This window comes from Streptomyces sp. NPDC016562 (assembly GCF_043076955.1).
GTDB lineage: Bacteria > Actinomycetota > Actinomycetes > Streptomycetales > Streptomycetaceae > Streptomyces.
The window spans coordinates 235,993-260,226 of record NZ_JBIBRZ010000005.1; the positions used below are offsets into that span (position 1 = coordinate 235,993).

Here is a 24,234-nt window from a genome sequence, read left to right on the forward strand (position 1 = left end):
GTGAGCGGGAGGCATGCGCACATGGGCATGAGCGTGACCATTTCGGCGGCAGCTGCCGAGGACGCAGAGCAGATCTTCAAACTGCAGTACCTGGCCTTCCAGCGCGAGGCCGAGCTGTACGGCAACTACCTCATCCAGCCGCTCACCCAGTCCCTGGACTCCCTCAAGGCGGAGCTGGCGGCGGACACCGTGCTCGTGGCCCGGCTCGGCGACGAGGTCGTCGGCGCCGTGCGCGGCAGCGTGGACGAGGACGGCACCGGCAGGATCGGCAAGCTCTGCGTCCACCCGCGCCTTCAGGGTCACGGGCTCGGCGCGCGCCTGCTGCGCGCGGTCGAGGAGGCCCTCGCGAGCCCCGGCACCGCCACCCGCTTCCGCCTGCACACCGGGCACAAGAGCGAGTCGAACCTGCGTCTGTACCGCAAGTGCGGCTACGTCAAGGTCGGCGGCCGCACGGCCTCCGACGGCATGCAGCTCGTGATCCTGGAGAAGGACGCCGAAGACCCCTCGCAGTTCGCCGTCAGCGCCTAGGCGACCTGGCGCGCAGCCAGAGCATCCCGGTGATCGGCAGGATCACCGGGATGAACAGGTAGCCCCGCCCGAACTGCGACCACACCGTCGCGTCGGGGAACGCCTCGGGGCTCACCAGCGTCCAGGCGCCCACGACCAGTACGCCGGTCAGCTCGGCGGCGCAGCAGATCAGCGCCGCCTTGCGGGCCCGCTCCCCGCCGCGCACCAGCGAGTACGTGATGAAGGCGTAGGCGAGCGCCGCCGCGGCCGACAGCGAGTAGGCCAGCGGTGCCCGGTCGAACTCGGTGGAGATCTGGTAGGCCGAGCGCGAGACCGCGCCCACCACCATCACCCCGTACAGCCACACCAGCAGCAGGCCGGGTCCGGAGACCAGCCTCTTGCGCCCGGCGGGGGCGTCGGTGGTCGTCTGCGCGTCAGGCACCGGTGGTTCCCCAGATGTCGTAGAGCCGTACTTCGAGGACGGCGAGGACGACCGCGCCCGCGGCCACCGTCACCGAACCCCACTTGGTCCGTTCGGTCAGCGAGAGCATCCCGGCCGCGGGCACCGCGGCGAAGGCGCCCACCAGGTAGGCGACGAAGATCACCGTGCCCTCGTCGGCCTTCTCGCCCCGGGCCAGCTGGACCAGGCCGACCACCAGCTGGGCCAGGGCCAGCACGGTCACGACGGCCATGCCGATGAAGTGCCAGTCCTTGGTGGGCTGGTCGCGCCACGTGGCGTGACCGCACCAGGCGGCGAGGGCGAGTGCGGCCACACCGATGGCCACCGTCAGGGCGTCGAGCATGCAGCGAGGGTATTACGGCCCGAAAGACCCGATGCGGGCACCCCGCTCCCGCGCGGACCCGGGGACCGGCGGAGCGCCGTGGTCTTGCCCACAGGGAGGCGTCGGCGCGCTCCGGCCGCAGCGGCGCCGTACGGGCCCGTCGGGCCGTGTCGGCGCAGGTCAGACCCGGGGGGCCGGTGCGCGGGCGGGAGGTCCGCACGCAACGGCGCCGTCCGCTATGCGGCCGGAATGTGTCCGCTATCCGGACATCGGGGATCGGTGACGGGATGTGTCTGGTTTACTGGGGCCCATGACCACGACGAGCAGCCGCACCCTTGCGACCGAGGCGACGATGACGCCCGGTGCTCGTTGTATGTGTCGAATGTGCGCCTTCTGAGGGCCCCTTCCTGAGCCTCGCGCCCCGAAGCGAGACCAGCCGCGCCGGCGCGTCACCCGCTGATCCACCGCACGGCTCGTTCCTGCCCCGCGCACGCGTCGAAGCCATCGTTTTCTGACGGTTCGTCCCGTATCGCGTCCCAGATGTTTGCCCCGTGCCCGGCACCCCGCTGCGCCGTGCACTCGACAGCGACGGAAATCCTGTGATCACCACATCGGGCCTCACGAAGGTCTACCAGTCCCGTGGCCGTGAGGTCACCGCCCTGGACGGCGTCGATCTCCACGTCCGCGAGGGCGAGGTCTACGGAGTCATCGGCCAGAGCGGCGCCGGCAAGTCCTCCCTGATCCGCTGCGTGAACCTGCTGGAGCGCCCCACCACCGGCACCGTGAGCGTCGACGGAGTCGACCTCACCGCACTCGCCGGCCGCGGCCGCCGCGCCGGCAAGGAGCTGCGCGAGGCGCGCAGCCGCATCGGCATGGTCTTCCAGCACTTCAACCTGCTGTCCTCGCGCACCGTGCAGGGCAACGTCGAGCTGCCCCTGGAGATCCTCGGGGTCAGCGGCCGCGAGCGCTCGCGCAAGGCGCTCGAACTCCTCGACCTCGTCGGCCTCGCCGACAAGGCCAGGGCCTACCCCACCCAGCTCTCCGGCGGCCAGAAGCAGCGCGTCGGCATCGCCCGCGCCCTGGCCGGCGACCCCAAGGTGCTGCTCTCCGACGAGGCCACCAGCGCCCTGGACCCCGAGACCACCCGCTCCATCCTCAAGCTGCTGCGCGACCTGAACCAGCAGCTCGGCCTCACCGTGCTGCTCATCACGCACGAGATGGACGTGGTCAAGACCGTCTGCGACTCGGCCGCGCTGATGAAGAAGGGCCGCATCGTCGAGTCCGGCACCGTCGCCGAGCTGCTCGCCACCCCGGGCTCCGAGCTCGCCGGTGAGCTCTTCCCGGTCACCGGCGCCGCCACCGGCCCCGACCGCACGGTCGTCGACGTCACCTTCCACGGCGACGACGCCGTCCGGCCGGTCATCTCGCAGCTCGCGCGCACCTACAACATCGACATCTCGATCCTCGGCGCCGCGATGGACACCGTCGCCGGCCGGCAGATCGGCCGCATGCGCATCGAGCTGCCCGGCCGCTACGAGGACAACGTCGTGCCGGTCGGCTTCCTGCGCGAGCAGGGCCTCCAGGTCGACGTCGTCGACGAGATCGACAACGAACTGGCCGAACTGGTCAAGGATGGTGCGAAGTGACCTGGTCCGAGATGCAGCCCCTGCTCACCCAGGGCACCTACGACACGCTGTACATGGTGCTGTGGTCCACCCTGGTGACCGTGCTGGGCGGACTGCCCCTCGGCATCCTGCTGGTCCTGACCGACAAGGGCGGCCTGCTGCAGAACCAGCCGCTCAACAAGGTCCTCGGCGTGATCGTGAACATAGGCCGCTCGCTGCCGTTCATCATCCTGCTGATCTTCCTGATCCCGGTCACCACCGCGGTCGTCGGCACCTTCATCGGCCCCACCGCCATGATCGTCCCGCTCGCCATCGGCGCGGTCCCCTTCTTCGCCCGGCTCGTGGAGACCGCCGTCCGCGAGGTGGACCACGGCCTGATCGAAGCCGTCGAGTCCATGGGCGGCGGCATCCCCACCCTGGTCGGCAAGGTGCTCCTGCCGCAGGCCCTGCCCTCCCTGGTCGCCGGTGTCACCACCACCGTCATCACCCTCGTCGGCTACTCCGCCATGGCGGGCGCCGTCGGCGGCGAAGGCCTCGGGTCCAAGGCCATCACCTACGGCTTCCAGCGCTTCGAGACCGGATTCATGGTCGCCACCGTCGTGGTCCTGATCGTCCTCGTCACGGCGATCCAGCTGATCGGCGACGGCGTGGTCCGCCTCCTGGCCCGCCGCGGCCGGACGGCCTGACGGCCTGACGGCCTGACGGCCAGACAGAACTTTCCCCCCCAGAGCCCGCACTTGTCGTGCTTGGGCCACCACCCGAAAAATGCAAGAAAGGCACTCTTCGTGCGTAAGAACATCAAGCTCACCGCCCTCGCCGCCACCGCCACCGCGCTCGCGCTCGGCCTCACCGCCTGCGGCAGCTCCTCCGACCCGTCCTCCTCCAAGGCCGACGGCGGCAAGGCCGACGAGAGCAAGCCGCTCGTCATCGCCGCCTCCCCGAGCCCGCACGCCGACATCCTGAACTTCGTCAAGGACCAGCTCGCGGCCAAGGAGGGCCTCAAGCTCCAGGTCAAGGAGTTCACGGACTACGTCCTGCCGAACACCGCCACCGAGCAGGGCCAGGTCGACGGCAACTACTTCCAGCACAAGCCGTACCTCGACGACTTCAACAAGAAGAACGGCACGCACATCGTGCCCGTCGTGAACGTCCACCTGGAGCCCCTCGGCCTCTACTCCAAGAAGGCCAAGGCCATCGGCGACATCAAGGCCGGCCAGACCATCGCCGTCCCCAACGACACCACCAACGAGGGCCGCGCGCTCCAGCTGCTCGCCGCGAACAACCTCATCACCCTCAAGGAGGGCGTCGGCACCAGCGCCAAGCTGTCCGACATCACCGACAAGAAGGGCCTGGAGTTCAAGGAGCTGGAGGCCGCCACGGTCCCGCGCGCCCTGAACGACGTGGACGCCGCCGTCATCAACGGCAACTACGCCATCGAGGCCGGCCTGGCCCCCGCCAAGGACGCGCTGCTCCTGGAGAAGGCCGAGGGCAACCCCTACGCCAACTTCCTCGCGGTCAAGGACGGCCGCCAGAACGACCCGCGCATCCAGAAGCTCGCCAAGCTCCTGAACTCCGACGAGGTCAAGAAGTTCATCGAGGACAAGTACCAGGGCTCGGTCGTCCCGGCCTTCGGCGCCCCGACCTCCTGACCGGCGGCTGATGAAGGCCCCGCACCGCCCCGGGGGCGTGCGGGGCCCGGGGCCCGTCTCGGGCAGGACGAGGCGGGCCCCGACTCTGCCCGCATCCGGGCAACCCGGCCATGCGCTTCCCGCGGCCCATGCTGCATGCTGTGGCCTACGACCCACGCAAACGGTCCAGCAACGGCATGGAGCTGCGCATGACTACCACCTTCCCGGACGTCACCATCAGCACGGACCGGCTGGTGCTGCGCTCCTTCGAGGAAGAGGACGTCACCGCGCTCACCGAGATGATGAACGACGAGAACGTCACCGCCTGGACCTCCGTACCGCACCCCTACACCCAGGACGACGCCCACGCCTTCGCCACCCGGCACTCCCACGCCGAACGCACCGAGGGCCGCGGAATCGTCTTCGCCGTCACCGAGTTCCTCACCCAGCGCCTCGTCGGCATCGTCCACCTCCAGAACACCAACTGGCGCACCCGCGCCACCGAGGTCGGCTACGTCACCGCCCCCTGGGCCCGCGGCGAGGGCTATGCCAGCGAATCCGTGCTCGCCGTCGCCCAGTGGCTCTTCCGCGACCAGGGCTTCGAGCGCCTCGAACTGCGCACCCCCGCCGACAACACCGCCTCCCAGCAAGTGGCCCAGAAGATCGGCTGCATCAGCGAGGGCGTCCTGCGCAACGCCTGGATAGTGCGCACGCAGACCGCCGACGGCGGCTGGACCGACACCCGCACCGACCTCATCGTGTGGAGCCTCGTCCCCGAGGACCTCGACGACGGCGACGGATACGAGGGTTACGACGGCTACGACGACTACGCGGGCAGCGCCCGCTTCGGACAGCCGGCCGAAGCGAGCGGCTACGCCGTCGGAGCCGACTGGTCCTGAACCGATGAGCAGGTAGTCTCACCAGCCCGACCCCCCGACGCAGCTGCGTCCTCCCCCCGGCCGGCGCCGGGAGGCCCCCGCCCACACCAGGAGACTGACGACGATGGCCGACCGGGTCACGGTGATCGGCTGGGACGGCTCGCCCCTGACCGCGGCCGCCCGCTCCGCGCTGTCCGCCGCCACACTGGTGGCCGGCGCCGCCCACCACCTCGCCCTCCCCGAAGTCCCGCCCGCCGCCGAACGCATCCGCCTCGGCAGCCTGGGCCTCGCCGCCCGCCGCATCGCCGGCCACCGCGGCACCGCCGTCGTCTTCGCGGACGGGGACCCCGGCTTCTTCGGCGTCGTACGCACCCTGCGCGCCCCCGAGCACGGCCTGGAGGTCGAGGTCGTCCCGGCCGTCTCCTCCGTCGCCGCCGCCTTCGCCCGCGCCGGCATGCCCTGGGACGACGCCCAGGTCGTCGTCGCCCACCCCCGCACCCTGCGCCGCGCCGTCAACGTCTGCCGCGCCCACGCCAAGGTCGCCGTCCTCACCTCGCCCGGCGCCGGACCCGCCGAACTCGCGCTGCTCCTGGGCCCGGTCCACCGCACCTTCGTCATCTGCGAGGAACTCGGCACGGACCGCGAGCAGGTGAGCGTGCTGACCTCCGACAAGGCCGCCGACCACAGCTGGCGCGACCCGAACGTCGTCATCGTCATCGGGGGAGGGGTCCAGGCCCCCGCCGCCGAGCCGGGCTGGCTGCTCGGCCAGGGCGCCGCCCACGGCGCCGAGCGCGGCTGGGCCCGGCCGCAGGACGACACCGGGGAAGGCGAGGGGGAGTCGGCGCAGCTGCGCGCCGCCCAGCTCGCCCGCCTCGGCCCGCGCACCGGTGACCTCGTCTGGGACATCGGCGCCGGCTCCGGCGCCGTGGCCGTGGACGCCGCCGCCCTCGGCGCCGCCGTCATCGCCGTCGACGCCGACCCGGAGGCCTGCGCCCGCGTCACGGTCGCCGCCCGCAAGCGCGGAGTCCAGCTCCAGGTCGTCGCCGGACGCGCACCGCACGTCCTGGAGGACCTGCCCGAGCCCGACGTCGTCCGCGTCGGCGGCGGGGGAGCCGCGGTCGTCGCGGCCGTCGCCGACCGCCGCCCCGAACGCATCGTCAGCCACGCCTCCACGCGCGACGAGGCCGAGGCCATCGGCAGGACGCTCACCGAACACGGGTACGCCGTCGAGTGCGCCCTGCTCCAGTCCGTCGGCCTGGACCCCCGCACCTGGGCCGAACAGGACCGTTCCGTCGTGTTCCTCCTGGCAGCACAGCGCCCCGTGGCCCGCTGATCCGAGGCCGGGGTAGGCTGGCCGATCGTCGTACTGCCTCGGACGATTCGGGCATCGCGACACCGTCGGGACGCGCGACGTGGCGCAGTCCACAGAGGACCCTGGCGGTTATGGCCGCCACGATGGCCAACGGGCGCGACAATGCTTACTGGTTGTCGTGAAGGCGTATGCGAGGCGAACTCCATCACACGCCAACCCCGCAGGAACACTCCGTCCGGCGGCCCCGTGGGCGGCCGGGCGATCGAAGAGGCAACACCGATGGGCGAGGGGTAAGCATGACTGACACCGGCCAGGTCCCGGGCGAGAATCACCCGGACAGCGCGGGCATGGTGGATCAGCAGGGCGTCCCCGCTCCGGTCCAGATTCCCGCCCCCCTTCCCGCTGGCTACGCCTTCCAGGACCTCATGGACAACCCGGCCGAGCCGGAGGACGAGGAACTGCTGCTGATGCCGAGCGGCCAGGGCGCCTGGAGCGACCCGCAGGTCGTCCCGCCGGCCCCCGCCTTCCCGGTGTACGGCGCCGAGCAGGCCTACCCCGAGGCCCCGGTGTACACCGAGCCGGCCGCCTACCCCGAGTTCCCCTCCTACGGCGCGGGCGCCCACGAGGCGGGCGGCCGTGACTCCGGCTCGCTCGACCTCGGCGGACTCGTCGTCCCGCCGCCCGCCGCCGCGGCCCCGGCGGCCCCCGCGGCCCCCGTCCGGCGCCCGCTGCACATGGGCCCGCCCGTGCCCGACGCGACCGGTGGGGTCGTACGGTCCCTCGCGGACCGGGGCCCGGCCGCGGCGCCGACGCCCGTGCACCAGCCCGGCCCGCCCACCACCGGTCCCGAGTACCTGGACACCCCGGCGGCCCCCGGCCCGCAGCTGTCCGAGATCCCGCCGCAGACCGGCACCCCGTGGACCCCGCTGCCCCCGCTCGCCGACCAGCAGCAGCAGCCGCAGCCCGTGGCGCAGGACGCCGCGGCCCCCGTGGCACAGCCGGACGCCTCCCCGGAGCCCGCGCCGCAGGCCCCCGAAGCGCCGGCCGAGCAGACGGCACCGCCCGCCGAGCCGGAGCCGCTCCCCGCGGCCCCGGAGGCCGTGGAGCCCCCGGCCGAGCCCGTGGCGCAGCCCGCGGAGCCCGAGCCCGAGGCCGCCCCCGCGGCGCAGGTCGCCCAGGCCGCCGCCCCCGAAGCCGAAGCCGAAGCCGAGCCCGTCGCCGTCGAGGTGCAGCCGGAGCCCGCCCCGGTCGAGTCCCTGCCCGCCGAGCCGGTCCAGGCCGAGGCGGCGCCCGCCGAGCCCCTGACCGCCGAGCCGGTCGCGGCCGAAGCCGTGGCGGCCCCCGCCGAGCCGCTGACGGCCGAAGCGGCGCCCGCCGAGCCGGTCCCCGCCGAGCCCGTACCGGCAGAGGCCGTGGCCCCCGAGGCCGCGGCCGTCGAAGCCGTACCCGAGGCGCACCCGTCGGCCGAGCCCGTAGCCGAGGCGCCGGCGGAGCCGGTCACGCCCGCCCCCGCCGACGTACAGCCCCCGGCGGCCGAGCCGGCGCAGCCCGTGGAAGCCGATCCGGCCGAGGCGGCCGAGCCGCTCCCCGTGGCCGAGCTCGCCGCCGAGTCCGCCGAGCCCGCCGCAGGCGAGGCGGCGCCGGGTTACGACGACGCCGAGCGCGAGGCCGTCCTGCGCGTCATGCGCGAGCGCCGCGACATCCGCAAGGGCTTCCGTACCGACCCGATTCCGCACGAGGTCCTGCTCCGCGTCCTGGAGGCGGCCCACACCGCGCCCAGCGTCGGCCACTCCCAGCCCTGGGACTTCGTCGTCATCCGCTCCGCCGAGACCCGCCGCACGATGCACGAGCTCGCCCAGCGGCAGCGCGAGGCGTACGCGAACTCCCTGCCCAAGGCCCGGGCCAAGCAGTTCAAGGAACTCAAGATCGAGGCCATCCTCGACACCCCGGTGAACATCGTCGTCACCGCCGACCCCACCCGCGGCGGCCGCCACACCCTCGGCCGGCACACCCAGCCGCAGATGGCCCCGTACTCCTCGGCCCTCGCCGTCGAGAACCTCTGGCTCGCCGCGCGCGCCGAAGGCCTCGGCGTCGGCTGGGTCAGCTTCTTCGACGAGCGCGAGATGGTCCGCGAGCTGGGCCTGCCGGAGCACCTGGAGGTCGTCGCGTACCTGTGCGTCGGCTACGTCGACGAGTTCCCGGAGGAGCCCGAGCTGGCCCAGGCCGGCTGGTCCCAGCGCCGGCCGCTCTCCTGGGTCGTCCACGAGGAGACGTACGGGCGCCGCGCCCTGCCCGGCGAGGAGCCCCACGACCTGCTGTCCGAGACGGTCGCCAGCATCCGCCCCCTCGACGCGAAGGCGCTCGGCGAGGCGTGGGAGCGGCAGAAGCGCATGACCAAGCCCGCCGGGGCCCTGGGCATGCTCGAAATCATCTCCGCGCAGCTGGCCGGCCTCTCCCGGGTCTGTCCGCCGCCGATCCCGGAGCCCGCGGCCGTCGCGATCTTCGCCGGTGACCACGGCGTGCACGCCCAGGGCGTCACCCCGTGGCCGCAGGAGGTCACCACCCAGATGGTGGCCAACTTCCTGGGCGGCGGAGCGGTCTGCAACGCCTTCGCCAACCAGGTGGGCGCCGAGGTCTGCGTGATCGACGTCGGCGTCGCCGGGGACCTCCCCTCGACCCCCGGCCTGCTGCCCCGCAAGGTCCGCCCGGGCACGGCCGACCTCTCCACCGGCCCCGCGATGACCCGCGAGGAGGCCGTCGCCGCGATCGAGGTCGGCATCGAGACCGCCCGCGACCTGGTCGCGGCGGGCAACAAGGCCCTGCTCACGGGCGAGATGGGCATCGCGAACACCACGGTCTCCGCGGCCCTGATCTCCGTCTTCACCGGGGTCGACCCTGCCGAGGTCACCGGCCGCGGCACGGGCATCAACGACGAGACGCACGCCCGCAAGGTCGAGGTCGTACGCCGCGCCCTGGAGCTCCACCAGCCCGACCCGGCGGACCCCGTCGGCGTCCTGGCGGCGATCGGCGGCCTGGAGCACGCGGCCATCGTGGGTCTCCTGCTCGGCGGCGCGTCCCTGCGCACCCCGGTGATCCTGGACGGCGTCAGCGCGGGAGCCGCCGCCCTGGTGGCCCGCGCCATCGCCCCGGAGTCCCTGTCGGCCTGCATCGCGGGCCACCGCAGCGCGGAGCCGGGCCACGTGGCGGCCCTGAACAAGCTCGGCCTGCGCCCGCTGGTCGACCTGGACCTGCGCCTCGGCGAGGGCACGGGCGCCCTCCTGGCCCTCCCGCTGGTCCAGAGCGCGGCCCGCGCGATGCACGAGGTCGCCACCTTCGACTCCGCGGGCGTCACCGAGAAGTAGCCGGGCCGGGACCGCCTCCACGGGGCTCCGCCCCGGACCCCGCGCCTCAAACGCCGGCGGGGCTGGATTTGCCGCTGCTCGGCAACCCAGCCCCTGCCGCGCCCGCGCCGGGCCGTAAGGTGGACCCGCACCGAGAAGCCGCACGTCAGCACCTCGCACGCACCGCACAACCGCACACGCACCCCCGCCGCTCCAAAGCCGCAGCGGCACGACAGAACGACTGCCGCATCAGGAGCGCACCGCCATGGCCGAACACCCCGCGTACCCCGTCGGTCTGCGACTCGCCGGCCGCCGCGTCGTCGTCATCGGAGGCGGCCAGGTCGCCCAGCGCCGCCTCCCCGCCCTCATCGCGGCCGGCGCCGACGTCCTGCTGATCTCCCCCTCCGCCACGCCCTCCGTGGACGCCATGGCCGAGACCGGCGAGATCCGCTGGGAGCGCCGCCGCTACGAGGACGGCGACCTCGTGGGCGCCTGGTACGCGCTCATCGCCACCCAGAACCGCGAGGCCAACGAGCGCGCCTCCGCCGAGGCCGAGCGTGAGCGTGTCTGGTGCGTGCGCGCCGACGACGCCTCCGCCGCCACCGCCTGGACCCCGGCCACCGGCCGCGTCGAGGGCGTCACCGTCGCCGTGCTGACGGGCAACGACCCGCGCCGCTCGGCTGCCGTGCGCGACGCGATCGTCGAGGGCCTGCGCGACGGCACCCTCACCGCCCCCGCCCACCGCCACAAGTCCACCCCCGGCGTCTCCCTCGTCGGCGGCGGCCCCGGCGACCCCGACCTCATCACCGTGCGCGGCCGCCGCCTCCTCGCCGAGGCCGACGTCGTCATCGCCGACCGGCTCGGCCCCCGCGACCTGCTCGACGAGCTCCCCCCGCACGTCGAGGTCATCGACGCCGCGAAGATCCCGTACGGCCGGTTCATGGCCCAGGAGGCCATCAACAACGCGCTGATCGAGCACGCCAAGGCGGGCAAGGCCGTGGTCCGGCTCAAGGGCGGTGACCCGTATGTCTTCGGCCGCGGCATGGAGGAGCTCCAGGCCCTCGCCGAGGCGGGCATCTCCTGCACCGTCGTGCCCGGCATCTCCAGCTCCATCTCGGTGCCCGGCGCCGCCGGCATCCCCGTCACCCACCGCGGCGTGGCCCACGAGTTCACCGTGGTCAGCGGCCACGTCGGCCCCGACGACCCGCGCTCGCTCGTGGACTGGGCCTCGCTCGCCAAGCTCACCGGCACCCTGGTGATCCTCATGGGCGTCGACAAGATCGGCCTGATCGCCGAGGCCCTCGTGCGCCACGGACGCTCTCCCGAGACCCCGGTGGCGGTCGTCCAGGAGGGCACCACCGCCACCCAGCGCCGGGTGGACGCCACCCTCGCCACGGTCGGCGCACGCGTCCGCGCCGAGGAGGTCCGGCCGCCCGCGGTCATCGTCATCGGCGAGGTCGTCCGCGTCGGCTCCACCCCCGCCGGCGCCTGACAGGCCGTTGGCTTCACACCCAGGACAAGGCAGTATCACCCTGTGGCTGATCTCATCACCGTCGAGGACCCCGACGACCCGCGCCTGCGCGACTACACGGGTCTGACCGACGTCGAACTGCGACGCAGGCGCGAGCCCGCGGAAGGCCTCTTCATCGCCGAGGGCGAGAAGGTCATCAGACGCGCCAAGGACGCCGGGTACGAGATGCGCTCGATGCTGCTATCCGCCAAGTGGGTCGACGTCATGCGCGACGTCATCGACGAACTCCCGGCCCCGGTCTACGCCGTCAGCCCCGAGCTCGCCGAACGCGTCACCGGCTACCACGTGCACCGCGGGGCCCTGGCCTCCATGCAGCGCAAGCCGCTGCCCACGGCGCGGGACCTGCTCGCCACGACCCGCCGCGTGGTCGTCATGGAGGCGGTCAACGACCACACCAACATCGGGGCCATCTTCCGCAGCGCCGCCGCCCTCGGCATGGACGCGGTACTGCTGTCGCCCGACTGCGCGGACCCGCTCTACCGCCGCTCGGTGAAGGTCTCCATGGGCGCGGTGTTCTCCGTCCCCTACGCCCGCCTGGAGGCCTGGCCCAAGAGCCTGGACTCGGTGCGCGAGGCCGGCTTCAAGCTGCTGGCCCTCACCCCGCACGAGAAGGCCTCGCCGATCGACGTGGCCGCGCCGCAGTCCCTGGAACGCGTCGCGCTGATGCTCGGGGCCGAAGGGGACGGCCTGTCCACGCAGGCGCTGGTCGCAGCCGACGAGTGGGTACGGATCCCCATGGCGCACGGCGTGGACTCGCTGAACGTGGGCGCCGCGGCGGCGGTGGCCTTCTACGCGGTGGCCCAGGGCCGCGCAGCCGGCCAGTAGGCGTTCAGTAGTCGTCCAGTAGCCGGGCGCGGCCCGCAGGCGACGGGCGTCAGAGCTTCTGCGCCGCCGCGATGCCCAGCGCCACGATCAGCGTCACCACGACGAACACGATCAGCCGCTGCCGCATCAGCTTCGGGTCGGGCCGCGAGGGCCGCCGCCCCGTCCCCGTCGTACGGGGTGCCGGGCGGCCGCCCGTACGCCCCGCCGTCGGGCGCGAGGACGGCCCCCCGGGGACCCGCGGGTTGCGCGAGGACGAGGGCCGCGAGTGCGGCCCGCTCTGCGACGCCTGGCCCTGGCCCTGTCCCTGCGGCCGGGGCACGGAGCCTGCTCCCGTACGGCGCTCCGCGCGCTGCTCCCCGTACGGCTCGGCCAGCCGCCCCGTCGGCCGCTCGGTCCGGGCCCGCTGCGCCGGCGGACGCCCGTCGGACAGCCCCTGCGCCTCGCGGGCCGCGATCTCCTTGAGCCGCATCGACAGCTGGAGCGTGCTGGGGCGCTCCTCGGGGTCCTTGGCCAGGCAGGCCTGTACGAGGGGCGCCAGCGCGTCCGGGACCCCCTGGAGATGGGGCTCCTCGTGCACCACGCGGTACAGCATGACCTCGGAACTGCCGTGCCCGAAGGGGGAGTCGGCGGTCGCCGCGTAGGCCAGGGTGGCGCCCAGGGCGAAGACGTCGGTGGCCGGGGTGACGGCGGCGCCGCGCACCTGCTCGGGGGCGAGGAAGCCGGGGGAGCCGACGGCGGTGCCCACGTGGGTGAGGGTGCTCGCCCCGGTGGCCCAGGCGATCCCGAAGTCGATGATCCGCGGGCCCTTGGGGGACAGGAGGATGTTCGAGGGCTTGAGGTCCCGGTGGACGACGCCCGCCTCGTGCACGGCGACCAGGCCCTCGGAGAGGGCGGCGCCGATCGCGGCGATCTGCGCGGCCGTCAGGGGGCCTTCCTCGGCCACCTTGTCGTGCAGCGAGGGCCCGGGCACGTACTGGGTGGCGAACCACGGCCGCTCGGCCTCCAGGTCCGCCGCCACCAGCCGCGCGGTGCACCCGCCGCGGATCCGACGGGCGGCCGAGACCTCGCGGGCGAACCGCGAGCGGAACTCCTGGTCCTCGGCGAGGTCCGGCCGGATGACCTTGAGCGCGACGCGCTGTCCGCGCCGGTCCGAGCCCAGGTAGACCACGCCCATGCCGCCGGCGCCGAGGCGGCGGTGCAGCCTGAACGAGCCGACGACACGCGGGTCCTCGCGCCGGAGCCGCATCATCGCCATGTCCACCCCGCTGACCGGTCGTCCTGTTGACCTGGCACAGCTTACGGACCATCCGGCATGCGCGCTCAGAGGCCGCGCCCTCGCCGTGGGATTCGATCGTCAGTGCGGCACAGCACACTTGAGGGAGCCTCAGCGAAAGTCCCCGGTGGCGTCCGGCAGTCGGGCCGCAGGCCCAAGCCGCCTTTGGCGCAAGGGGATTGGGGCCTGAAGGCGCCCCCGGCCGCGCGAAAGCGCGCCGGTGCGCAGGTCAGGCCCGAGTCGATCTTCCCGCGTTCCCGTGGACGGACACGCATCAACAGGGAGTGACGAAAGTGAGGGAAGTCACTACCCTCCGGTCATCCCCTCCGGGAAGACCCCGACAGCGGGTGAGCGATCTCCACCCAGGGGAGTACGCGGGGCAGGTCCCCTCATCCTCCCGGAGGCCCGGCAAGGGGTACGAAGGCATGAGGCCAGGACGGTTGCGCCCGCCTAGTGTTGAGGACAAGCGGCGGGTGACGTGCCCCTCCCCCGAGGTCAACAGCCCGCCGCTTCCAGACGACAGGGAGAGGATCATGGCGGACATCGCACGGCACGGACGCAAGGCTTTCGCGTTCAACGGCCACGAGTCCGGCACGCGTCACCCACTGGTGGCCGCGGCCATGGTGCTCCCCCTGGCCGCCGTACTGCTCTTCCTCTTCGGAGGCTTCGATCAGCTGGCGGCACAGGCGTCGTCCGTAGGCGTGATGCTGGGGCGCTGAGCGGCGTCCCAGGCCCGGGAGAGCGGCCCGGGTTCGGACATCATCGCGTCGCACCCCGTGGGGACGGGGGCGTGACGGACGGACGGCAGGTGAAGGGTGCTGCCCGTACGACTGGGGAGTCGGACGGGCAGCACCCTTTTCGAACTCCTCACCGGCCCGTCCCCATGGTCGTCCCCGTGCCCGCTGGCCCGGACGGGGGAACGCGAAAGCCCCGGCCGTGGAGACGGCCGGGGCTTCGGGCTGTGCGCGATACTGGGATTGAACCAGTGACCTCTTCCGTGTCAGGGAAGCGCTCTCCCGCTGAGCTAATCGCGCGGGAACCACGGCTCTGGAGCCGCAGGTCGAACAAGTGGTGCAGATGGTGCAGGTGCTGCGTGCGCGATACTGGGATTGAACCAGTGACCTCTTCCGTGTCAGGGAAGCGCTCTCCCGCTGAGCTAATCGCGCGGGGATCCTTGCGGATCAGTGGACGATACTGGGATTGAACCAGTGACCTCTTCCGTGTCAGGGAAGCGCTCTCCCGCTGAGCTAATCGTCCTTGGAGGTGGAGACGGGATTTGAACCCGTGTAGACGGCTTTGCAGGCCGTTGCCTCGCCTCTCGGCCACTCCACCATGGAGCTGCAGGGGTTCTCGGGAAGAAATCCCCCACTTCGAGCGGACGACGAGACTCGAACTCGCGACATCCACCTTGGCAAGGTGGTGCTCTACCAACTGAGCTACGTCCGCAGGTCACCGTGTTCACTCCGGGGTTCTCCCCCTTCGCTCCCTGGCGACGTGTTGAACTCTAGCGGATTCCGGGGCCAGCTCAAAAACGCGTTTCCGCAGCGTGCTGCCGCTCGATCACCACAGGTCACCCGGCCGTCACCGCACCGGCGGCGCCGCGTCACCGGTCATAGACTCGCAGCCGTGCACGACCTGCCCCCCATGGCCCGCTTCGGCGGCCTCCTCGCGACCGACCTCCGAGACGTCACCGGCGACCCCGGCGCCCTCGACTCCACCGGCTTCTGGGCGGTGTCCGCCGACTTCGAAGGGCGGCTCGTCTGCGCGCGCTTCGGTGACGTGCGCCCCGACCCCGTCCCCACGCCCGTCCCCGGCGCCTGGACCGGACCCGATGCCGACCAGTGGACCTCCTCGCTCGACCGCACCGCGTACGTCGAGGGCGTGCGCCGCATCCGCGAGCACATCGCCGCCGGTGAGGTCTACCAGGCCAACCTGTGCCGCGTGATGTCCGCGCCGCTGCCCCACCCGGACCGCGCCGACGTCGACGCCCTCACGGCGCTGCTGGCGCGCGGCAACCCCGCGCCCTATGCAGGAACGATTCGGCTGGCCGCGCACGGCGTGGAGATCGCCACCGCCTCCCCGGAGCTCTACCTGCGCCGGGCCGGCCGGCACGTCGAGTCCGGCCCCATCAAGGGCACCGGCCGCACCGTCGCCGACCTGCTCCCCAAGGACCACGCCGAGAACGTGATGATCGTGGACCTCGTACGCAACGACCTCGGCCGGGTCTGCGCCACCGGCTCCGTCACCGTCCCCGAGCTGTGCGCCGTCGAGGAGCACCCCGGGCTGGTCCACCTCGTCTCCACCGTCAGCGGCGAGCTCGCCGACGGCGCCGGCTGGCCCGAGCTGCTCGACGCCACCTTCCCGCCCGGCTCCGTCACCGGCGCCCCCAAATCCTCCGCCCTGCGGATCATCGAGGCCCTGGAGACCGTCCCGCGCGGCCCCTACTGCGGCGCGATCGGCTGGGTCGACGCCGACCGGGGAACCGCCGAGCTCGCCGTGGGCATCCGTACCTTCTGGATCGACCGCGAGGCACCCGGCGGCCCCAGCCTGCTCTTCGGCACCGGAGCCGGGATCACCTGGGGCTCCGACCCCGACCGCGAGTGGGCGGAGACCGAGCTGAAGGCGGCCCGCCTGCTGTGCGTGGCCTCCGGCCGGGAGACGACCGCCTCCGGCGCGGCGAACGGCACCATAGGACGCACGGCACCATAGGACGCCGGCCCCGGCCCCACCGGCCGACGGCACCACAGGAGAGGCGCACGATGAGAATCTGGCTCGACGGAACGCTGAGAGACGTGTCCGACGCCAAGGTGTCCGTCCTGGACCACGGGCTGACCGTGGGCGACGGCGTCTTCGAGACGCTGAAGGCTCAGCGCGGCCGGGCCTTCGCGCTCACCCGTCACCTGGAGCGGCTGACCCGCTCCTCCCGGGGCCTGGGCCTGCCGGATCCCGACCACGACGAGGTGCGCCGGGCCTGCGCGGCCGTCCTGGAGGCCAACCCGATGGAGCACGGGCGGCTGCGCGTCACCTACACCGGGGGAGTCTCCCCGCTCGGCTCCGACCGCGGCGACGCCGCGCCCACCCTCGTCGTCGCCGCCGCGCCGTCCCCCCGCCGCCCCGACACCACCGAGGTCGTCACGGTCGACTGGGTCCGCAACGAGCGCTCCGGCGTGGCCGGCCTGAAGACCACCTCCTACGCCGAGAACGTGGTCGCGCTCGCCGCCGCCCACCGGGCCGGGGCCTCCGAGGCGCTGCTGGCCAACACCGTCGGGCGGCTCTGCGAGGGCACCGGCTCCAACGTCTTCGTCGTGCTCGACGGGGAACTGCACACCCCGCCGCTGACCTCCGGCTGCCTGGCCGGCATCACCCGGGCGCTCGTCGTCGAATGGGCCGGCGCCAAGGAGACCGACCTGCCCTTCGAGGCGCTGGCCGAGGCGGAGGAGGTCTTCCTGACCTCCTCGCTGCGCGACGCCCAGGCCGTGCTGCGGGTGGACTCCCGCGAGCTGGGAACGGCGCCCGGACCGGTCACGGCCGAGGTCATGCGGATCTTCGAAGCGAGGGCCGGTGCGGACCTGGATCCGTGAACACCCGTGACGCGGGGCCGCGGGGCAGGTAGAACACCAAGTGATGACCACCACCCTGCGGCCCGCACAGCCGCTCCAGCACCACGGCGACGGCACCCGCTCCCGGGCCTATGAGGTCCGGGTCAACAGCCGGCCCGTCGGCGCCCTCGAACTGGCCACCCGCTCCGCCGCCGAGCCCCGGACCGGCGTGATCCGGAACCTGTGGATCGACGAACCGGACCGCCGGCGGGGGCGCGGCACGGTCGCCGCGCTCGCCGCAGAGGAAGTGCTGCGCTCCTGGCGCTGCACCGGCGTCGCCGTGTCGGTACCCGCCGACGCGACGCCCGCCCTGCGCATGGCCACGGCCCTCGGCTACCGGGAGACCGGGCGCGTCATGCTCAAGGAGCTGGCGGCCGAGCCGCCCGCACTGCCCGAGGGCACCACCGGCCGCCCGATGACCCAGGCCGAGTTCGACGCCTGGCTGGAGCTCGCCGTGGTGGAGTACGCCCCCCGCCTCGTCGCCCCGGGCATGAGCGCCGAAGAGGGCCTGGCCGCCTCCCGCGCGGAGCACGCCCGGATGCTGCCGGCCGGCCGGGACACGCCCGGCACCGCCCTCCTCGTGGTCCGGACGCCGCAGGACGCGATCGCGGGCAGCGTCTGGGTCGGGCAACGCGACCTGCCCGGCCTCGGCGGCGTCCCGTACGTGTACGACGTCCGGGTCGCGCCCGAACACCGCGGGCGCGGCCACGGCCGGTCCCTCATGCTGCTGGCCGAGCGCGCCGCGCTGGCCGCCGGCGGCCGCCACCTGGGCCTGTACGTGGTCGAGGGCAACACCCCGGCCCAGCGGCTCTACGCGTCGCTCGGATACCGGGACACCACGGTGAACGCCGTCAAGGAGCTGATCTAGGCCGTCAGGCCGACGGCTAAGAGGCGAGGAGGCGGTCGGCGATCTCCTCGATGCGGGCGCGCAGGCCCTCCTGGCTCTTGCCGCCGTCGAGGCGTTCGCCTCCGATCACGTAGGTCGGGGTACCGCTCACGCCGATGGCCTTGCCCTCGGCCTGGTCGGCGTCGACGATCAGGATGTGCCGTCCGTCGATCAGGGCGGTGTCGAACTCCTCCACGTCCAGGCCCAGTTCGCGCGCCACGTCCAGCAGCACCGGCTCGCCGCGCTCACCCAGCTCCGCGGTGCGCGCCAGCACCGCCTCCGCGTACGGCCAGCCCTGCCCCTGCTCGACGGCCTCCTCGGCGGCCTGCGCCGCGGCGAAGGAGTGCTTGTGCTTCTCCAGCGGGAAGTGGCGCAGCCGGATGTCCAGCCGGTCGCCGTAGCGGGCGCGTAGGGCGCGTACGTCGTCCAGAGCGCTGTGGCAGTCCGGGCACTGGAGTTCGCACCAGACGTCGAGGATCACGGAATCGGTCATGCGGACAGTCTCCCAGCCCCCGCCCGCTCCGGCCGACCGGCACCTGGGGAGGAGGCGGACCCCCAGATGTCCCGGAGATCCCCGCGGCGGGGCGCGCGGACCTGGCCCGTGCGGCGCCGGGCGGTGCAGGATGGAGGGGGAGAGACCGCCCAGCCGCCGAAAGCCCGGAGGACCGCATGCTCGCCGAGACCATCTGCTCCGCGGTGTCCGCGGCGGGCCTGGGCATCGCCGCGCTCACCGCCTACCGCAAGCGCTTCCTGTCCGCCGCGCGGATCGCCGCGTACGCGCTCGTGCCGGTGGCCCTCGTGATGACGGGCCTGGTGGAGTGGGTGTCCGGGATCGTGTTCAAGCCGACCGTCTGGGCCGGCTTCGGACTGCTGGCCCTGGCCTGGCTGCTCCTTCTCACCACCCGGGCCGTCGAGCGCCGACGCCTCGGCAAGGCGGGGGAGTCCGGGAGGGAGGCCGTCGCGCCGGGTGCCTCAGCGCCGTCGCTGGGCGCCGCCGACGCACGCCCCGGTCCGGCGGCGCGCGGGAAGGCGCCCGCAGACGCTCCCGGCGACGACTTCTCCGACATCGAGGCCATCCTCAAGAAGCACGGAATCTGACCCGGGGCCGCCCGTCCAGCCCTTCGGGGCAGGTCCACAAGATCGGGCGAAGTACCGCGCGGACGGTGGCGTGTTGACGGCCGGACGGTGGCCGGCTGCGTCATCATCGCCCCGACATGGTCAAGACCTCACCGACCGACCCCTCGGTTCCCGCGCCGGTACCCGCCCCTGTGGCCGAGGAGCCGCGAGGCTGTCTCTTCGCGCTCTCCCAGCCACCCCTGATGATCTTCCTAGCGGTGATCGGCGTCCTGCTGCTGCTCGGCGCCGTACACGACCTCTTCATGCTCTGACGCCTCCGCGTCGGCCTCCTTGCGCCGGGCCCGGTACGCGGCCACGTGCAGCCGGTTCCCGCAGGTCCGGCTGTCGCAGTAGCGCCGGGAGCGGTTGCGGGAGAGGTCGACGAAGGCCCGCCGGCAGTCGGGGGCCTCGCAGCGGCGGAGCCGTTCCTGTTCGCCGGACACCACGATGAAGGCCAGCGCCATGCCGCCGTCGGCCGCCAGGTGGTCGCCCACCGACGCGCCCGGCGCGAAGTAGTGCACGTGCCAGTCGTAGCCGTCGTGGTCGGTCAGCTGCGGGGTCGTGCCGGCCGTCGCCACGAGCTCGTTGATCAGTACGGCCGCGGCGCGGGGGTTCGGTGCCGCGAAGACCTGGGCGAACTTGCCGCGCACGGTCCGGACGCCGGCCAGATCGCGGGCGCCGAGCTCGCCGACGTCGCTGATCGCGTATTCCTGGACGAAGGAGCGCAGGTCGCCGATGTCCGAGAGCCCGTCGGGCTGGTCCGCCTCGGCCGCGGTGTTCACCAGCGCGACGACGACGTCGAGTGCGCGTCGGGTGTCGTGGGGGATCTGCACGGGGTCTCCCTCAGGGGCCGGGCCTGCGGCGACGGACCGCTGCCGCCACTGCCGCCCGACTCTAGCGGGTCTCGCACAGCACACCGGCGCCGTCCTCGCGGGTGGCTTCCGCGAGGACAGCGCCGGCACTGCCGTATGTGGTTGTCCGCACGGCACCGTCGCCCCGAGTCGGACGGTGTCGGGCGGTGGGGGGCCTGGCTCAGCTTTCGGCCAGGATGTGGGAGAGCTCCTTGTCGAGGTCGAAGTGCCGGTGCTCGGTCCCTGGGGGGACCGCGGCGTCCGTCCGCTTGAGGAACGACTCGAGTGCTCGGGCGGGTGCTTCGAGCAGTGCTTCTCCCTCCGGTGAGCTCAGGGCGATGCAGACGACGCCCTGACCGTGGCTGCGGGAGGGCCAGACGCGGACGTCGCCGGTACCAGTGGGCCGGTGGAGGCCCTCCGCGAGGAGGTCGCGGGCGAATACCCATTCGACCGTCTCCTCGGCGCCGGTGTGGAAGGTGGCGTGCACGGCGTAGGGGTCGGCCGTGTCATACCGCAGGCCCGCGGGAACAGGCAGTGAGGACTCGCTCGACACAACGAGGCGCAGGTGCAGCTCGCAGCTGACCGTGGTGTTCATAAGCGCCAGGGCCTTTCGCTCAGTGTGCGCTCGGGGATTCGCACGTCGGCGAAATCGACATGCCACCTACGGTGCCGTTGTAAACCCCTCTGACCGTTTTGCGGACCTCTGGGTCCCTCGGACGGCGGATCCAAAGCACCATTCCGGTGTGCTTCGAGCTCGGGTCGAAGCTCCGGTAGATTCGACTCCATGAATACGGGGAGTGACCGCGGAACCAACGATTCCGCATCAGACGATTCCACCGCCGCATCCGCCTCCGACGCGTCCCGTACGCACGACGAGACGGAAGCGACGCACGTGTCGAAGGCACCCGCCTTCATCAAGGCCCGCAGGGGCCTGCACCTGAGCTGGCAGGTCGGCGTCTTCGTCGTCGGCCTCGCCGTCATCGCCGCCGGTGTCGCCATGCTCGTCCTGCCCGGCCCGGGCTGGGTCGCGATCTTCGCGGGCCTGGCGATCTGGGCCACCGAGTTCGCCTGGGCGCACCTCGTGCTGCGCTGGACCAAGCGCAAGGTCACCGAGGCCGCGCAGAAGGCGCTCGACCCGAAGGTCCGCCGCCGCAACCTCATCCTGACCAGCACGGGCCTCGTCATCGCGGGCGCCCTGATCGGCTTCTACCTGTGGAAGTACGGGCTCGTCCTGCCCTGGAACCTCAAGGACCAGTGATGGTCACGGGACGCCGCTGACATGCGGTAATGTTTGCGGTGCGTCCGGGCGATTAGCTCAGTGGGAGAGCACTTCGTTCACACCGAAGGGGTCACTGGTTCGAACCCAGTATCGCCCACCCGGACCAGAGGCCCGGAGACTTTCACCGTCTCCGGGCCTCTGGCGTTCCCGCGGCCTCTCGCGGCCCCGAGGCTTCCGCGTTCCCCCCGCCTCAGCCCAGCCTGCCGATGGCGTCCCGCAGCCGGCGCGCGTCGCGCAGCCGCCTCTCGTACGTCGCCCCCACCACCAGCAGCAGCACACCCGCCAGCGCCGGCGGCACCCAGCGGGGGAGCGCCCCCGCCACCTGCGCCACGTACGGGGCCAGCTCGTGCAGCGCCACCGCCGCGAGCGTCGCGCCGCCCAGCAGCAGCGGGGCCTGGAGCCTGCGGTGGGCGCCCGTCAGGGTCACCGCCAGCGCGGCCGTGCCCAGCAGCAGCGGACGCTTCCAGTCCGGGTCCCCCCACGCCGCGAGCAGGCTCGGCAGCAGGGTCGCCGCGAGACCGGGGCCGTAGGCCGTCCAGGACGAGACCACGGCGGGCGCCTCCCCGTCCGGGCCGGGCCCGCCGCGGGCCGCGCGCCGGCGCAGCAGGCCCACCGCCAGGGCGGGCAGCGTCACCGGCAGGGTGTACGCCTCCGGCGCCGCGACCCCGGCCTCGGCCAGCCGGACCCAGGTCGCCGCCACGAACAGCGCCCCCGAGGCCCAGCCCAGCACGCGCCGCTCCGGCCGCACGGCCGCCCCCGCGCAGATCACCCCGGCCAGCGCCAGGACCAGGGCCAGCGTCCCGGCCCGCCCGGCCGACAGGCCCACCGCGGAGACGCCGGCCACGGCCGCCGCGATCTCGGCGGGGAGCCTTACGCCGCCCAGCAGCGGCCCGAGCGCCGCGACCAGCGCCGGGACCGCGAGCACCGGCAGCGCCCACCAGACCACGGCCAGGTCCGTCACCGCGGCCACCGCCACCAGCACGCCCGTGGCGTACCCGACGGCGCACACGGCGGCGAGGGAGCGGGCCCACAGCGGGGCGCGCCCGTACGCCGCCCCCGCCGCGCAGGCCGCGCCCAGCAGCCCCCACACCGCGAAGGTCGCCGCCCGGCCGTCCAGCGCGCCCAGGGACACGTGCGCGGCGCCCGTCAGCGCGCACACCACCCCGGCGGTCCCGGCCGCACGGGCGGGGGAGCGCAGCGCGAGGAACCCGGCCGCACCCGTCACCGCCAGCTGGGCGGCGAACACCGCCGCCACCGGGAAGCCGAGCAGCACCGGGGCCGTGAACAGCCCCGACCAGGCCAGGACCACCGCCACCACACCGGGCTCCGGCCGGGCCAGCGCCCGCGACAGCCACCAGGCGGCGCCCGCCGTCACCAGCAGGGCCAGGGCGGCCGCCGCTCCTCCCGCCCCGGGCGTCTCGGACGCCGGGGTCGTGGCCGCCCAGACCTCGTCCAGCACCCGCAGGGGCACCAGCAAGGCCACCGCCGCTCCGGAAAGCGCCCACAGGGCCGCCAGAGCGGCCACCAGCGCCCCCGCCCGGGCCAGCCCGGCCCGTACCGCCCCCGGCAGCGCGCGGACCCGTACGGCCGCCAGCAGCGGCACGGCCACCAGCAGGTGCACCACCACCGCCCAGCCCGGCTCCAGGTGCGGCCGGGCCACGCCGCCCAGCGCCACGACCGCGGCCACGGCGCCCGCCAGCGCCGCCCCCGAGGCGCGCGGCTCCCGCCAGGCCGCCGCCGTCCCCAAGGCCGCGGCCGCCAGCAGCAGCGCCGCCGGAGCCAGCGCCTGCGCCGCCGAAGCCGCCGACCAGGACTGGGCCGCCCCGCACAGCAGCGCCCCCGCGCCCAGGACCGCCGCCGGCACGGCCGCCGCCCGGACCCGCAGCGCGAGCGCCGCGTCCAGCCCCGCCGTCGCCAGCAGCGCCCAGCCGAGCTCCAGCGGGCCCCCCTCCGCCGCCAGCGCCGCCAACGGCAGCGGGAACTGCGCCGCCAGCACCGCCGCGGGCAGCGGGATCCGCAGCGGGCGCGCGGACAGGGCCCGCCCGTACCCGGCCCACGCCGCCGCGAGCGCCGCGGCCGCCCCCGCCGCGTACCCGGTGCCGTCGGCGTCCGGCATGCCGACCGCGTACAGCGCGTACGCGTCCAGCACCGTCAGCAGCAGCCCCACCGCGGCGACCGCCTCGGCCGTCGACCGCAGCCCGCGGCGCAGCAGCAGGACCGGTGCGCCCAGCGCCCCCGCCGTCACCGCGGCCAGCACCGCCGAACGCCCGGCGATCCCCATGGACCCCCAGCTGACCAGCGTGAACGCCAGCGCGGCCACGGCCAGCAGCACCGCACCCAAGGTCAGCAGCACGTTCTGCGCGCTCGGAGCGGAGGCCTCCTTCGACGGCGCGGCGGCCGCGACGGGCCCCCAGCCGACGACGGGAGCGGCGGGCCCGGACTGCTGGAGGAAGCGCAGCAGCCAGTCCCGGCGGGTCAGCAAATACAGCCGGCGGGCATCGAGTTGAGCCAGCTCACGGTCGATGAGCGTCAGCTCCTCGTGCGGCGGCACAGACATGTTCATGGTCCGCAGTGTGGCGCCGGTCACGCCGTCAGGACATGGGCGTGCGTACTCATATGCGCCTGAGTACGCCCCGGGCGGGGAAGCGGTTTGAACCAGCCCCGGGCCTTCTGTATTGTTCAGTGCGTTCCCGGGCGATTAGCTCAGCGGGAGAGCACTTCGTTCACACCGAAGGGGTCACTGGTTCGATCCCAGTATCGCCCACCGGGACAGGCCGGTCCGTCACACGACGGACCGGCCT

The 24,234-nt window shown here is 73.5% G+C and carries 22 protein-coding genes and 7 tRNA genes; 17 read left to right on the forward strand and 12 right to left on the reverse strand.

Annotated features, from left to right (window positions below; all coding sequences use genetic code 11):
* The first annotated feature begins 21 nt into the window (after positions 1 to 21).
* Positions 22 to 528, forward strand: a complete 507-nt coding sequence (locus ACF059_RS22765; RefSeq protein ID WP_361952298.1) for a GNAT family N-acetyltransferase — start codon at positions 22 to 24, stop codon at positions 526 to 528.
* Here ACF059_RS22765 and ACF059_RS22770 read toward each other — a convergent pair.
* Positions 518 to 949: a hypothetical protein gene (locus ACF059_RS22770; RefSeq protein ID WP_366866814.1), complete on the reverse strand. Its 432-nt coding sequence runs from the start codon at positions 947 to 949 to the stop codon at positions 518 to 520. The genes ACF059_RS22765 and ACF059_RS22770 overlap by 11 nt on opposite strands.
* Positions 942 to 1,310 carry a hypothetical protein gene (locus ACF059_RS22775; protein WP_360887412.1) on the reverse strand — a complete coding sequence of 123 codons (369 nt, stop codon included), beginning with the start codon at positions 1,308 to 1,310 and terminating at the stop codon, positions 942 to 944. The genes ACF059_RS22770 and ACF059_RS22775 overlap by 8 nt, the downstream gene beginning before the upstream one ends.
* 578 nt (positions 1,311 to 1,888) lie before the next feature.
* Between ACF059_RS22775 and ACF059_RS22780 the strand changes: the two genes are divergently transcribed.
* From ACF059_RS22780 to ACF059_RS22815, 8 genes are all read left to right on the forward strand, one after another.
* Positions 1,889 to 2,935 carry a methionine ABC transporter ATP-binding protein gene (locus tag ACF059_RS22780; RefSeq protein ID WP_392060006.1) on the forward strand — a complete coding sequence of 349 codons (1,047 nt, stop codon included), beginning with the start codon at positions 1,889 to 1,891 and terminating at the stop codon, positions 2,933 to 2,935.
* Positions 2,932 to 3,600, forward strand: coding sequence for a methionine ABC transporter permease (locus ACF059_RS22785; protein ID WP_360887407.1), 669 nt, complete (start codon positions 2,932 to 2,934; stop codon positions 3,598 to 3,600). The genes ACF059_RS22780 and ACF059_RS22785 overlap by 4 nt, the downstream gene beginning before the upstream one ends.
* Positions 3,601 to 3,699: 99 nt before the next feature.
* A complete protein-coding gene (locus ACF059_RS22790) occupies positions 3,700 to 4,563 on the forward strand; it encodes a MetQ/NlpA family ABC transporter substrate-binding protein (RefSeq protein ID WP_392060010.1) in 864 nt (287 codons plus the stop codon).
* Positions 4,564 to 4,751: 188 nt separating this feature from the next.
* Positions 4,752 to 5,441, forward strand: coding sequence for a GNAT family N-acetyltransferase (locus ACF059_RS22795; protein WP_392060013.1), 690 nt, complete (start codon positions 4,752 to 4,754; stop codon positions 5,439 to 5,441).
* Between the two features lie 103 nt (positions 5,442 to 5,544).
* Positions 5,545 to 6,753: a precorrin-6y C5,15-methyltransferase (decarboxylating) subunit CbiE gene (gene cbiE, locus ACF059_RS22800; protein WP_392060016.1), complete on the forward strand. Its 1,209-nt coding sequence runs from the start codon at positions 5,545 to 5,547 to the stop codon at positions 6,751 to 6,753.
* Positions 6,754 to 7,028: 275 nt separating this feature from the next.
* Positions 7,029 to 10,094 (forward strand): nicotinate-nucleotide--dimethylbenzimidazole phosphoribosyltransferase, encoded by a 3,066-nt coding sequence (cobT, locus tag ACF059_RS22805; RefSeq protein WP_392060019.1) that lies wholly within the window; start codon positions 7,029 to 7,031, stop codon positions 10,092 to 10,094.
* Between the two features lie 244 nt (positions 10,095 to 10,338).
* Entirely contained in the window at positions 10,339 to 11,565 is a 1,227-nt protein-coding gene (gene cobA, locus ACF059_RS22810; protein WP_361952277.1) for a uroporphyrinogen-III C-methyltransferase, read from the forward strand.
* A gap of 42 nt (positions 11,566 to 11,607) precedes the next feature.
* Positions 11,608 to 12,429, forward strand: a complete 822-nt coding sequence (locus tag ACF059_RS22815) for an RNA methyltransferase (protein WP_366866806.1) — start codon at positions 11,608 to 11,610, stop codon at positions 12,427 to 12,429.
* Positions 12,430 to 12,478: 49 nt separating this feature from the next.
* On the opposite strand, the gene ACF059_RS22820 is transcribed toward ACF059_RS22815, so the two are convergent.
* Complete coding sequence (locus ACF059_RS22820; protein WP_392060022.1) at positions 12,479 to 13,684, reverse strand: serine/threonine-protein kinase; 1,206 nt, start codon at positions 13,682 to 13,684, stop codon at positions 12,479 to 12,481.
* Positions 13,685 to 14,235: 551 nt separating this feature from the next.
* Here ACF059_RS22820 and ACF059_RS22825 point away from each other — a divergent pair.
* Positions 14,236 to 14,421, forward strand: coding sequence for a hypothetical protein (locus ACF059_RS22825; RefSeq protein ID WP_360887384.1), 186 nt, complete (start codon positions 14,236 to 14,238; stop codon positions 14,419 to 14,421).
* Positions 14,422 to 14,664: 243 nt separating this feature from the next.
* On the opposite strand, the gene ACF059_RS22830 is transcribed toward ACF059_RS22825, so the two are convergent.
* The 5 genes from ACF059_RS22830 to ACF059_RS22850 form a co-directional block, all read right to left on the reverse strand.
* A tRNA-Val gene (locus ACF059_RS22830) sits at positions 14,665 to 14,736 on the reverse strand.
* A 60-nt stretch (positions 14,737 to 14,796) separates the two neighbouring features.
* A tRNA-Val gene (locus ACF059_RS22835) sits at positions 14,797 to 14,868 on the reverse strand.
* Positions 14,869 to 14,887: 19 nt separating this feature from the next.
* Positions 14,888 to 14,959 (reverse strand) — tRNA-Val (locus tag ACF059_RS22840).
* Position 14,960: 1 nt separating this feature from the next.
* A tRNA-Cys gene (locus ACF059_RS22845) sits at positions 14,961 to 15,034 on the reverse strand.
* A 41-nt stretch (positions 15,035 to 15,075) separates the two neighbouring features.
* Positions 15,076 to 15,148 (reverse strand) — tRNA-Gly (locus ACF059_RS22850).
* A gap of 180 nt (positions 15,149 to 15,328) precedes the next feature.
* Here ACF059_RS22850 and ACF059_RS22855 point away from each other — a divergent pair.
* From ACF059_RS22855 to ACF059_RS22865, 3 genes are read left to right on the forward strand one after another with little or no spacing between them, the layout of a single operon-like run.
* Positions 15,329 to 16,411, forward strand: coding sequence for a chorismate-binding protein (locus tag ACF059_RS22855; RefSeq protein ID WP_392060025.1), 1,083 nt, complete (start codon positions 15,329 to 15,331; stop codon positions 16,409 to 16,411).
* A gap of 50 nt (positions 16,412 to 16,461) precedes the next feature.
* The gene (locus ACF059_RS22860) at positions 16,462 to 17,283 is read left to right on the forward strand and encodes an aminotransferase class IV (RefSeq protein WP_392060028.1); all 822 of its coding nucleotides are present in this window, start codon (positions 16,462 to 16,464) and stop codon (positions 17,281 to 17,283) included.
* Between the two features lie 43 nt (positions 17,284 to 17,326).
* Positions 17,327 to 18,169 carry a GNAT family N-acetyltransferase gene (locus ACF059_RS22865; protein WP_392060031.1) on the forward strand — a complete coding sequence of 281 codons (843 nt, stop codon included), beginning with the start codon at positions 17,327 to 17,329 and terminating at the stop codon, positions 18,167 to 18,169.
* A 16-nt stretch (positions 18,170 to 18,185) separates the two neighbouring features.
* Here the strand turns inward: ACF059_RS22865 and ACF059_RS22870 are convergent, their stop codons facing one another.
* Positions 18,186 to 18,680 (reverse strand): DsbA family protein, encoded by a 495-nt coding sequence (locus ACF059_RS22870; protein WP_361951831.1) that lies wholly within the window; start codon positions 18,678 to 18,680, stop codon positions 18,186 to 18,188.
* Between the two features lie 176 nt (positions 18,681 to 18,856).
* Between ACF059_RS22870 and ACF059_RS22875 the strand changes: the two genes are divergently transcribed.
* Complete coding sequence (locus ACF059_RS22875) at positions 18,857 to 19,285, forward strand: hypothetical protein (RefSeq protein WP_392060034.1); 429 nt, start codon at positions 18,857 to 18,859, stop codon at positions 19,283 to 19,285.
* A 230-nt stretch (positions 19,286 to 19,515) separates the two neighbouring features.
* Here ACF059_RS22875 and ACF059_RS22880 read toward each other — a convergent pair whose 3' ends face one another.
* Entirely contained in the window at positions 19,516 to 20,136 is a 621-nt protein-coding gene (locus tag ACF059_RS22880; RefSeq protein WP_361951836.1) for a CGNR zinc finger domain-containing protein, read from the reverse strand.
* A 199-nt stretch (positions 20,137 to 20,335) separates the two neighbouring features.
* Positions 20,336 to 20,749 carry an SsgA family sporulation/cell division regulator gene (locus tag ACF059_RS22885; RefSeq protein ID WP_030011909.1) on the reverse strand — a complete coding sequence of 138 codons (414 nt, stop codon included), beginning with the start codon at positions 20,747 to 20,749 and terminating at the stop codon, positions 20,336 to 20,338.
* 189 nt (positions 20,750 to 20,938) lie between these two features.
* On the opposite strand from ACF059_RS22885, the gene ACF059_RS22890 reads away from it, so the two are divergent.
* Both ACF059_RS22890 and ACF059_RS22895 read left to right on the forward strand, forming a co-directional pair.
* Positions 20,939 to 21,412 carry a TIGR02611 family protein gene (locus ACF059_RS22890; protein WP_392060037.1) on the forward strand — a complete coding sequence of 158 codons (474 nt, stop codon included), beginning with the start codon at positions 20,939 to 20,941 and terminating at the stop codon, positions 21,410 to 21,412.
* Between the two features lie 46 nt (positions 21,413 to 21,458).
* A tRNA-Val gene (locus ACF059_RS22895) sits at positions 21,459 to 21,530 on the forward strand.
* Between the two features lie 93 nt (positions 21,531 to 21,623).
* Here the strand turns inward: ACF059_RS22895 and ACF059_RS22900 are convergent.
* On the reverse strand, positions 21,624 to 23,996 hold the full coding sequence (locus ACF059_RS22900; protein ID WP_392060040.1) for an SCO7613 C-terminal domain-containing membrane protein: 2,373 nt from the start codon (positions 23,994 to 23,996) through the stop codon (positions 21,624 to 21,626).
* A gap of 129 nt (positions 23,997 to 24,125) precedes the next feature.
* Here ACF059_RS22900 and ACF059_RS22905 point away from each other — a divergent pair.
* A tRNA-Val gene (locus ACF059_RS22905) sits at positions 24,126 to 24,197 on the forward strand.
* Positions 24,198 to 24,234 lie beyond the last annotated feature (37 nt).